The sequence below is a fragment of the Pedobacter sp. genome, assembly GCF_035317785.1.
Lineage (GTDB): Bacteria > Bacteroidota > Bacteroidia > Sphingobacteriales > Sphingobacteriaceae > Pedobacter.
On record NZ_DATHGC010000354.1, the window covers coordinates 1 to 10960 of the forward strand.

10 protein-coding genes are annotated in these 10960 nt (G+C 42.6%); 8 read left to right on the forward strand and 2 right to left on the reverse strand.

Features of this window, described 5'->3' with window-relative positions:
• Positions 1–361 precede the first annotated feature (361 nt).
• Complete coding sequence (locus VK541_RS22045) at positions 362–574, reverse strand: hypothetical protein (protein ID WP_324372693.1); 213 nt, start codon at positions 572–574, stop codon at positions 362–364.
• 218 nt (positions 575–792) lie between these two features.
• Between VK541_RS22045 and VK541_RS22050 the strand changes: the two genes are divergently transcribed.
• The 8 genes from VK541_RS22050 to VK541_RS22085 all read left to right on the forward strand — a co-directional run bounded on the left by VK541_RS22050 (position 793) and on the right by VK541_RS22085 (position 9238).
• Positions 793–1725 (forward strand): outer membrane protein assembly factor BamD, encoded by a 933-nt coding sequence (locus tag VK541_RS22050; RefSeq protein WP_324372694.1) that lies wholly within the window; start codon positions 793–795, stop codon positions 1723–1725.
• Complete coding sequence (locus VK541_RS22055) at positions 1725–2051, forward strand: DNA-directed RNA polymerase subunit omega (RefSeq protein ID WP_285058376.1); 327 nt, start codon at positions 1725–1727, stop codon at positions 2049–2051. The genes VK541_RS22050 and VK541_RS22055 overlap by 1 nt, the downstream gene beginning before the upstream one ends.
• A 43-nt stretch (positions 2052–2094) precedes the next feature.
• The gene (coaBC, locus tag VK541_RS22060) at positions 2095–3294 is read left to right on the forward strand and encodes a bifunctional phosphopantothenoylcysteine decarboxylase/phosphopantothenate--cysteine ligase CoaBC (protein ID WP_324372696.1); all 1200 of its coding nucleotides are present in this window, start codon (positions 2095–2097) and stop codon (positions 3292–3294) included.
• On the forward strand, positions 3291–4268 hold the full coding sequence (locus tag VK541_RS22065; RefSeq protein WP_324372697.1) for a DUF4835 family protein: 978 nt from the start codon (positions 3291–3293) through the stop codon (positions 4266–4268). Before coaBC ends, VK541_RS22065 begins: the two co-directional genes overlap by 4 nt.
• An 83-nt stretch (positions 4269–4351) precedes the next feature.
• Complete coding sequence (locus VK541_RS22070) at positions 4352–4732, forward strand: BlaI/MecI/CopY family transcriptional regulator (protein WP_324372698.1); 381 nt, start codon at positions 4352–4354, stop codon at positions 4730–4732.
• A gap of 4 nt (positions 4733–4736) precedes the next feature.
• A complete protein-coding gene (locus VK541_RS22075; RefSeq protein ID WP_324372700.1) occupies positions 4737–6563 on the forward strand; it encodes a M56 family metallopeptidase in 1827 nt (608 codons plus the stop codon).
• Between the two features lie 108 nt (positions 6564–6671).
• Positions 6672–8330 (forward strand): DNA repair protein RecN, encoded by a 1659-nt coding sequence (gene recN / locus VK541_RS22080; protein ID WP_324372701.1) that lies wholly within the window; start codon positions 6672–6674, stop codon positions 8328–8330.
• Between the two features lie 92 nt (positions 8331–8422).
• Positions 8423–9238: an enoyl-ACP reductase FabI gene (locus tag VK541_RS22085; RefSeq protein WP_324372702.1), complete on the forward strand. Its 816-nt coding sequence runs from the start codon at positions 8423–8425 to the stop codon at positions 9236–9238.
• Positions 9239–9249: 11 nt separating this feature from the next.
• Here VK541_RS22085 and VK541_RS22090 read toward each other — a convergent pair whose 3' ends face one another.
• Complete coding sequence (locus VK541_RS22090) at positions 9250–10764, reverse strand: hypothetical protein (protein ID WP_324372703.1); 1515 nt, start codon at positions 10762–10764, stop codon at positions 9250–9252.
• Between the last annotated feature and the right edge of the window lie 196 nt (positions 10765–10960).

Sequence of the window (10960 nt, forward strand, 5' to 3'; positions counted from 1 at the left end):
CCTATCCTCCTGTATCAACCTCAACCCAAATCTTCCTCCGAAGCGGGTTGCAAAAGTAGAAAAATATAACCAACACCCAAACCATAATCCACTTTTATTCCAACCAAATCCTTAAACACCCTGATACACAACCAGAAAAAATATACTAAACCGTTAACCGGACCACTAAATCCCAATCTTTTATAGATTAAGGTGTATTATATAAACCTCATCACCCCTCTTCCCTGTTAAAAGCCTTAATGCAAGTGGGTGCGGCATCACTATATATAATATATAGTATCCTTATATGGCATATCCTTTTTTGTCTTCTGCTGATATAGGTTTACGGTTATTAAACTACAACTATCCATATGAAAGAGCATTAAGCGGCTATGAGTATAGCTACAGACGGATAAGACGGTGCTCTTCCTGCGCAGTACATGTGTTTGTACTGAGTGCACGGTGTCAGCGCAGCTACCACACAGGTGCTACCTGCATGCGATCGGTGTGCAGGCCGGTAAAGATAATAAGAAGAAATGCCCCTGAAAATATCCAGACTTAATACTGCCCCGTCGATAGCAAAATCAATATGCATTAAAACTAGCCGTTTAGAGCTCATTTGATGTAATCTATATTATGTAATAAGCAGGTTCATGATTAGATAACAATATGATCACTTCATAATCAACACCTGGTTAATCTTCAGAATTTGTTAAAATATGTTAACAGCTTGTCCTTACGATTGCCTTTACATAGCTTAGCGTCCTATTATTTTTAATTGACGGAATCGTATTATTACCTTATCTTTGCAGAATGTTTAAAATTAAACACGCTTTATTATTAAGTTTTACCCTTATTGCCCTTACTATTGCAGGTTGCAAAAGCCAGTTTGAAAAGATCAGGCTAAGTAATGACGTTGCTAAAAAGTATCAGGAAGCACTAAGGTTATATAACAAGAAAAACTATTCCAAAGCGTTGATCTTATTTGAAGATCTTTCTCAAAAATACAGAGGACGCACCGAAGCAGAGGAGCTTAACTATTACTACGCCTTAACTCTTTATAAAATAAGGGATTACACTACGGCCAGGTACCAGTTTAAAACTTTTGCAGATACCTACCCCACCAGCAAATACGCGGAAGAATGCCGGTATATGAGTGCTTATTGCTACTATCTGGATTCTCCAAGACCGAGCCTTGACCAGGAAAACACAGTAAAGGCTATAGATGCTTTACAACTTTTCATCAATTTTTACCCTAAAAGTGAACGCGCTGTTGAAGCCAGCAAATACATTGCTATTCTGCGGACCAAGTTAGAGGATAAAGCTTACGCAAATGCAAAACTGTATTATGACCTTGGGGGCGTAGGCGCTAATGCTACCAATTATCGTGCAGCAGTTATTGCATTGAAAAATGCACAGATTGACTTTCCGGATATTAAATATGCGGAGGAAATGGACCTTTTGATCATTAAATCTCAATTGGCTTATGCTAAGAACAGTATAGAGGAGCGTCAGGAAGACAGGTTCAATGAAGCGATTACCTATGCTGACGAATTTGTTGAGGCACATCCTCAAAGTAAATTCCTGGAAGAAGCTAAAGACCTGAAAAAAGAAAGTGAATCAGGAATAGAAAATGCGAAAAGAGTATTGGCCATAAAAATGGCTGACTATGAAAAATATAAAGCTCAATTGGAAAAAGATGCCAAGAGAGACAGTTCTGCTACAATTAAAACACCGATCAAATAATGAATACTAATAAACCCGCAATACCGAACACTACGGTTACCAGAAATGTTAATGATCTGGATCAGAAAACTGAAAACATTTATGAGTCTTTAGTAATTATTTCAAAAAGGGCTAATCAGATTTCAAATAATATGAAAGAAGAACTTCATGGTAAATTGGCCGAGTTTGCTTCTTCAAACGACAACCTGGAAGAGATCTTCGAGAACCGGGAACAAATTGAGATCAGCAAGCACTATGAGCGTTTACCAAAACCCTCACTAATTGCTATCGATGAGTTCCTGAATGACAAAATTTATTACAGAAATCCTGCTAAAGAGCAACAATAATATCAGGCATAGGTATTAAATTGCATCCTTGCATTAATAAACCATGCTAAAAGATAAAAACATTATTCTTGGCGTTTGCGGTAGCATAGCAGCATACAAATCTGCCATTCTGGTCAGGTTACTGATCAAAGCTAGCGCAAACGTAAAGGTAATTCTTACGGCCGATGCGGCAAATTTCATCACTCCGCTAACTCTGGCTACCTTATCAAAAAACCCTGTTTACACCCAATATTTTGAAGAAGAAACCGGTGTCTGGAGCAATCATGTAGAACTTGGCCTTTGGGCAGACTATATGGTCATAGCCCCTCTAAGTGCCAACACATTAGCCAAAATGGCGGGCGGGCTTTGCGACAACCTGCTTAGCGCAGTTTACCTGTCGGCCAAATGTCCTGTTCTTGTTGCCCCGGCCATGGACCTTGACATGTGGAAACATGAAAGTACTCAACAAAATACCGGCAAGATAAAATCTTATGGGAATGTTGTAATTGTGCCCAATAACGGCGAACTGGCCAGCGGCTTGTACGGTGCTGGTCGAATGGCCGAGCCTGAGGAGATCGTTGACTTTCTAAATACCGCCATCCAAAAAGATCTGCCTTTTTTTGGAAAAAAAGTTCTCATAACTGCCGGACCTACTTATGAAGCCATAGACCCTGTGCGCTTTATTGGCAATCACTCTTCCGGAAAAATGGGTTTTGCCATTGCTGATCAATTTGTAAAACTGGGAGCAGATGTAACCTTAATTACAGGTCCTACCGAGCAAAAAAGCGAACTTACGGTCAAAAGAATCGATGTCGTAAGTGCGGCACAGATGCTCAAAGCTTGCGAACAGGAATTTGGCAATGCAGATATCATGGTAATGAGTGCCGCCGTAGCAGATTACACACCGGTAACTGTCGCCGGTCAAAAGATCAAAAAAAACGACGGATCACTCATCATCGAGCTGACAAAAACAAAGGACATCCTTGCCGCACTTGGCAGGTCAAAAACCAATGCGCAGATCCTGGTAGGATTTGCACTGGAGACGGAAAAAGAAGAAGACCATGCCAAAGAAAAACTGACGAAAAAAAATCTGGACCTGATCGTGCTCAATTCTTTGAATGATAAAGGAGCAGGCTTCAAAACAGATACTAATAAAATTACTATCTTTAATAAGGCATTTGAAAAAACAGTTTTTGACATTAAATCTAAAACAGAAGTCGCCAAAGACATTTGCCTGGAAATATTAAAACTGATCCCTGCATGAAACGCATCCTCCTGATTATTCTGACTTTATTTTCCTTTCAGCATTCCATGTTAGCGCAGGAACTAAACGCAAGAGTATCCATCCAGGCCCCTTCAGTTCCCAATATTGACAGAAGGAATATAGAAGTGCTTCAAAAGGTCGTTACAGAATTTCTGAACAACAACAAATGGACTTCGGAAACTTATGCACCTCAGGAACGTATTGAATGCAATTTTGTGATCACTATAACAGATTGGGACGGAAGTAACGCTTATAAAGCGGAAGCTCAGCTGCAATCCAGCAGACCTGTATATGGCTCGGCCTACAACAGTACGATACTCAACCTCAGTGATAAGGATTTTGATTTTGGATACACCGAAGGTCAATCCGTTGACTTTTCCGATCAGAACTTCATTTCCAATCTAAGCTCGCTACTGAGTTTCTATGCCTATACCATCATTGGTTTAGATAAAGACAGCTTTAGCAGAATGGGCGGTACGCCATTGTTTAAAAAAGCACAGAACATCCTGAATAATGCGCAAAACAGCGGCACAAAGGGCTGGAAAGCATTTGACGGGTTACGGAACCGGTATTGGCTCAACGAAAACCTGCTCAACAAAAGTTTTGAAGACCTGAGGGCCTTTATTTATGACTACCATTTTAACGGATTGGACCGGCTGCAGGATAATTCAGGCAGAGGTGTAAAAAAGATGATCACACTGCTAACCGGACTGCGGCAAATGGACAAACAAAAACTGGGCTCTATTTTCCCTAATTTTTACTTTGCAACCAAAGCCGATGAAGTAGTCAATGTATTCTCCATTCCTACAGGAGATCCTTCAGACCGGATTAAAGCCTACAATCTTTTAGTAGAGATAGATCCTGCCAATATCAACAAATACGAAGCCCTCAATCAGGCTGGGAATCCCCTGCAACAGGGAATCAACAACGGGCAGCCCGCCCTGAATAACAACCAAGGAGGTATTCGCAACTAAATAGTTAAAATTTGTTAAAATAATTTTGTTTATACGAATACATTCGTACATTTGAATACGAAACAATTCGTATAAAGATGTTTATGACAGCAACAAACCTTAAACCTACCGAAAGTGAACTGGAGATCTTACAGATATTGTGGGAAAAAGGCGATTGCACAGTAAGAGATGTGCACGAGATTTTGGAGAAGAATAAAGACGCGGGATATACCACCACCCTCAAATTGATGCAGATCATGCATGAGAAAGGCCTGGTGGCAAGGGATACTTCCGCAAAGACGCACATCTACCACGCATTGATCAACCAGGAAAGGACCCAGCAGCATCTGGTCAATAAAATGATTGACAATGTGTTCAACGGATCAGCGGCGAGATTGGTCATGCAGGCACTGGGCAACCATACTGCGAGTAAGGATGAGATTGATTCAATAAAAAAGTATTTGGATGAACTAAGCAACAAATAAAACAATGGAAACAATCGTAAACAATCTGATCAAGGCCACCGGCTGGAGCATATTCCACTCTTTATGGCAAGGGGCTATCATCTATGCCATCTTAATGCTCATCGTAGCAGCAGTACCAAAAATGAATGCGAGGGTTAAACACAACCTGGCTTACTCGGCTATGTGCTTCATGTTTACAGGCTTTTGTATCACCTTTTTTTCCCTATTTAACATTCCCAACTCAGCGGAGCACGTCCAGTCGAGCCAGGTTACCGCAGCTGAGCCTGTCAGTTACCTGCTCAGTTTGCCTCAGGAGATCAACAGCCGCACTGAACATCTATTTCCTTACCTGGTCAGCGTGTATACGCTTGGTCTCTTGTTTCAATTACTAATCCTCGGTGTCGGCTATAAAAAACTGCTTAAACTAAAACAGGCTGAACGGAGCATGGTGCCTCAGGAATGGCAAGCGGCCTTTAAGCAGCTGACGATAAAACTAAACCTGCGCAGGAAGATCAGTTTTTACCTTTCCGCCAATGTGAATGTGCCGCTGGTGATCGGTTACTTTAAGCCGGTGGTGCTGTTTCCAATCGCACTGGCCACTCAACTGGATATGAACCAGGTAGAAGCCATCCTGATCCACGAGCTGTCCCATATTCGCAGAAATGATTATTTGCTCAACCTCATCAAAACAGGAATAGAAACCGTATTGTTCTTCAACCCTTTCATCTGGCTTAGCGGCAGGTACATCAATATTGAGCGTGAGCATGCCTGCGATGACCTCGTACTGAAATTTACAGGAACTCCGGTTACCTATGCCCATGCACTGCTGAAACTCGAAATCCTTAAAGACAAAACCACTCCTGCCCTTTCTATGGCCGCAACCGGAAGCAACCAGCATTTGTACCAGCGTATAAAAAGAATCACAGATATGAAAACGAATTACATGAATGCAAAGCAGCAGCTCTTTGCGATTACATTAACTGTTGCCACAGTAATTTCCCTGGCATGGGTTAGTCCGGCTAAAACCGGTTCTGACAAGAAAAACAATGCACTGCTTAAAAAAGGAATTGATGCCGGAACACAAGGCATTAAATTTAAAGTGCTCGATCTGGCAAAGGAAAAAGCAGTGTCAGCAGCCAATTGTAAATTGAATGAGGACACCACCAAAAAGAAAAAAAAGTTTAAGATTGTTACTGTCGACGCCAAAGGTGAAAAAAAAGAATACAATTCTGTAAAAGAAATGCCTGACAGTTTGAGGCAGGAAGTGATGAACGATACTTTCCTGAACAGCGATGATTTTCATTTCAACTTCAGGATAGATTCATCTATAAATGCAGGTATGGCTTACCTAAAATCAGATGATTTCAAAAAACACATGAAAGAGGCGCAAATGCAGGCAAGCATTATGGCCCGGAAATTCCAGTCACCGGAATGGAAAAAGCATCAGGCAGACTTCAAGAAACAGGCAGAAGAAATGCGTAAGAAATTTGATTCACCTGAGTTCAGGAAACAAATGAAAGATGCGCAGCTGCACGCTGCCACGGTAATGAAAAAATTCAACTCACCGGAATGGAAGAAACAACAGGGAGATATTAAAAAGCAGGCGGAAGAAATGCGTAAGAAATTTGATTCGCCTGAGTTCAGGAAACAGATCGAGGAGATGAAGAAGCTTCAGGATTCTCCGGAATACAAAGAACTGAAAGAGAAATTTGAAAAAGATATCCAAAAGCTGAAAGCTGAAAAAGGAATTAAATCTGATATAAAATCGCTTAACATTACTCCGGCAGAACGTATCATAGTGGAGCCGGGCGAGGGAGCAGAGGACGATGTAAAAGTGATCAAAATCGATTAGTACAAACACACATATATTTAGATGGGGGCAGAAGTTAAACTTCTGCCCCTTTTTTGTTAATAAGTATAAACATCCAATGGTTAAGATTTCCTAATTTAGCAAAGTAATATGCTACAGAAACTTTCTATTCGCAACTATGCTTTGATAGACAGTGTTGAGCTTGAACTGGATAAAGGTTTAAACATCATCACTGGTGAAACCGGCGCAGGAAAATCCATTATGCTGGGTGCCCTTTCTCTGATCCTTGGGCAAAGGGCAGAAACAAAATATTTCTTTAACCAAGATAAGAAATGCATTATTGAAGGACAGTTCCTGCTTGAAGGTCAGGCACTTCAACCTTTGTTTGAGGAAAATGACATTGACTTCTATACGGAAAGCATCCTGAGAAGAGAAATCTCAACAGATGGAAAATCAAGGGCATTTATAAATGATACGCCTGTCACACTAGGTATAATGAAACAGATCGGCGAACAGCTGATCGATATTCACTCCCAGCATGCGACACTGGAAGTCAATGACCCTACTTTTCAGCTATTGGTCGTGGACACGCTTTCTAATCATCAGCCGCTGCTTGACGAGTACCGCGCACAATACAAAACCTATAAAAAAATCCAGCAGCAGCTAAAGACATTAAAGGAAGCAGCAGCCGATGCCCGCAGCAGACAGGATTACGAAGAGTTTTTATTTAACGAGCTGGAAACAGCAGACCTGAAGGCCTACGAACAGGAAAAACTGGAAACAGAACTCCAGGTGCTGAACAACGCAGAAGCAATCAAACGCGGCCTGGTCAATTCTTTCAACTTACTGAGTGAACAGGAAACCGCAGTTTTACCGGTTTTAAAGGAAGCAATTTTACAGTTACAGGGTATAGAAAAGTATAATGACGATTACCTGGTTTTGAATGAGCGCCTGCGTTCTTCCCTGATAGAGCTTAAAGATATTGCACAGGAAGCTGCATCGCTTGATGAAGCAGTGGTTTTTAATCCTTCAAAGATAGAGGAGATTGGTGCAAGACTGGACATCATCTATAGTTTACAGCAAAAACATAAAGTAAGTACTATTGGGGAATTGCTCGCGGTACAGGAGCAGTTGTCTGCAAACTTAAGTGAATTGCTGAGCGGAGATGAAGAAATAGACCGATTGGAAAAAGAGATAGCGGCGATGTCCAGTGACCTGGAACAAAAGGCAGAGAGCCTGTCTGCCAACCGCAGCAAGTCGATACAGGTTACTGAAGGTCTGGTTGCCGAAGTATTGGTTAAAGTCGGGATGCCGCACGCAAAAATCAAGATAGAACAAAGCCGGTTGCCGGAACTCAGCAAGGACGGCCGGGATGGGATTGCGTTGCTGTTTTCTGCAAATAGCGGTCAGCCTCCTGCCCCGGTTGGTAAAATTGCATCGGGCGGGGAACTTTCCAGGCTGATGCTGGCCATCAAGTCTATTATGGCCAGACATACTGCATTGCCAACACTGATCTTTGATGAGATCGATACCGGGATCTCAGGAGAAACCGCTGTCCGGGTCGGGAATGTCATTGGTGAGCTGGAAGAAAATATGCAGGTGATCTGCATTACACATCTTCCTCAAATAGCGGCCAAAGGTGATGCGCATTATTTCGTTTATAAGAACGAAGCAACAGAACGGACAACCACAGGTATAAAAAAACTAATGCCTGCTGAGCGTGTAAAGGCGATTGCTGAAATGCTCAGTGGTAAAGATCCAGGCGAATCGGCCTTAAAAAATGCTCAGGAACTATTGGGTATTGGTTAGTGTTTATTAGTAATTCTTCAATTACCTCTTCTTCATATCTTTTTTATTTTCTTACTTTCGGTTATTAAAAACGAGAACAAAAAACAACCGATATGTATAACTTGTTAAAAGGTAAGCGCGGCATCATCACCGGTGCTTTAGATCAAAATTCCATTGCCTGGAAAGTAGCGGAGAAAGCACATGAAGAAGGAGCTGAATTTGTTTTGACCAATGCCCCTATTGCTATGAGAATGGGCGAGATCAACGCTTTAGCAGAGAAAACAAATTCTCAGATCGTACCTGCCGATGCGACCAATGTGGAGGAACTGACCAATCTCTTTACCCAATCGCAGGAAATACTGGGCGGCAAAATAGATTTTGTACTGCACTCCATAGGCATGAGTGTGAATATCCGCAAAAAGATCCCTTATGCCGAGTCAAACTATGACTATTTTATGAAAGGGATCGATGTATCTGCTTTGTCTTTTCACAAGATGCTGGCCGTGGCCAAAAAACTGGATGCCATCAATGAAGGCGGAAGTGTAGTGGCGCTGACTTATATGGCTGCCCAGCGTACTTATCCTTTTTATACTGACATGGCTGATATCAAGGCAATGCTCGAATCTATTGCCCGCAGCTTCGGTTATCATTATGGCCTGGAGAAAAAGGTACGCATCAATACGGTTTCCCAATCGCCGACAAAAACAACAGCCGGAACCGGCATCAAGGGTTTTGGGGATTTCTTTGATTATGCAAATGCTATTGCCCCATTGGGCAACGCTGATGCAGAATCCTGTGCAGACTATTGCATTACTTTGTTCTCAGACCTGACCCGCATGGTCACCATGCAGAATCTTTTCCACGATGGCGGTTACTCGTCTACCGGTGTGAGTGATTTGGTCATGCAGAAAATGGGACTGGAAGGATAGCGCATCCAGACTCAGTTGACCTGCAGGACCTCAGTTCCACTGCTTTCCTCATTGTTCATATTGATCGCCGTCAGCTTATATAAATTAAGCTGACCGGCGATATATTTTTTGGTGAGTACATTGTCCTGAGAAGAAGGAATCGTCTCGATCAGCACAAAAGATTTACCGGTCCACTTGTATAAACGGTAACCTTTCAGTTTTAAATCTTCATTTTTCCGCCATTTCACGTAGAGCGACTTTTCGATCGCTGCCGCTTTGAGATATCTTGGGCCAAACTCCTTTTCAAAAGCATTGTGATAGGTAAATGGCTCACTCAGACGGCTCAGCCGCGAACCATTCATTGCCTGTACCTTGTAGGTGTCCCCGTCTTTGGGTTTCAGAATCTCCACATAATTTTCCCCATTACCTGGCAGCACATTGCTCATGGGAACAAATTCGGCTTCGGATTTCCGCTTTCTGAATACTTTAAACCCGGCTATTTCTCCCTGTCTTAAACTATCAATTGTCCACACTAACCGGTAGGTAGTGTCATTAGCAGTCAGTACCCGCAAATCCTGCGGTGCAGGCAAAACTGCCTCTTTATTAACATAAGCGATCATTACCGTATCTGAAGGCACACTTTGATCAAAAGAATTGCTCTCAGCGACTACATAATACTGATACATCTCTCCCGGCACCAGCGAACTAACTGTGTCCGTCCATTCATATTTATTTAGCCTGCCTTTTGTCAGTGCTGAAGAAGCCGCCACGAATGCGCCTGAATTGCGTGTTCTTTTCTTCACATAAAATGCCGTGGCATATTTGTCCGCATTTTCCCAGCTCAGGACGACAGCATTTTTTCTCTGTTCAGCATGAATGCCTACAGGACTCAGCGGCTGGATTTTAAACTGGGGAATGACATAAATGGAGGCAGAAGAAAGTACTGGCCCATCGCCATAAGCCGACAAGTCAAGACGGTAAAAAAAAGGCTCATTGGCGTCATTCACCCGGTCCACATATAAACTATCGGTACCACTTAGCGTAGTTACCGGAACAAAATCCATGTCTTTCTTTCTGCTGCGCAGCAGGGTAACGCTCCTGAGCAGGAAACTGTTCTCGGTTTTCCAGCTCAGGGCTATGGCATTAGAACCCTCGATTCCAATACCCGAAAACTTACCTACGACCGGCCTCGCATCATCAGGATAGGCCTGCGCCCAAACGCGATCACGCAACAGCAATACAGTATCCCTGCGCAGCTCCACCTGGTATTCATAGATTCCGGGCTTTTGACGAATGGTCGTATCGGCAAACTGCGTCACCTTAAAAACAGCGATCTTTTTATGCTTCCTGATAAGCTGCCTGCCATCCAGGCCATTCCGGAATACATCCATAAAGACACTATCTTGGCCAGTCAAACCGGTTGGCATATAACTCAGGACAATATCGCCACCGTCATACTTTGCCGTTAAATTGGCTGTCGTTATTTTTTGCTGTCCAGAACCGCGAATCGCCAGAACCGACAGGCACAATAGGATTAAATATTTCATAGCTTTTGTTCTGCTTATTATCTAAGTGAGGGTTTAAATTTAAAACTGCCACTGGTTTTTTCTAGTAAAAGGTCCAGCCCAACCCGGGTACTGCCTACGCAATAAATGATCTTGGCGCTTACACCAAATTTCAGGAATCCAGTCAAATCGCCACCGATGTAGTGCAGACCAAACTGTCCGTCTGCACCACCGGAAA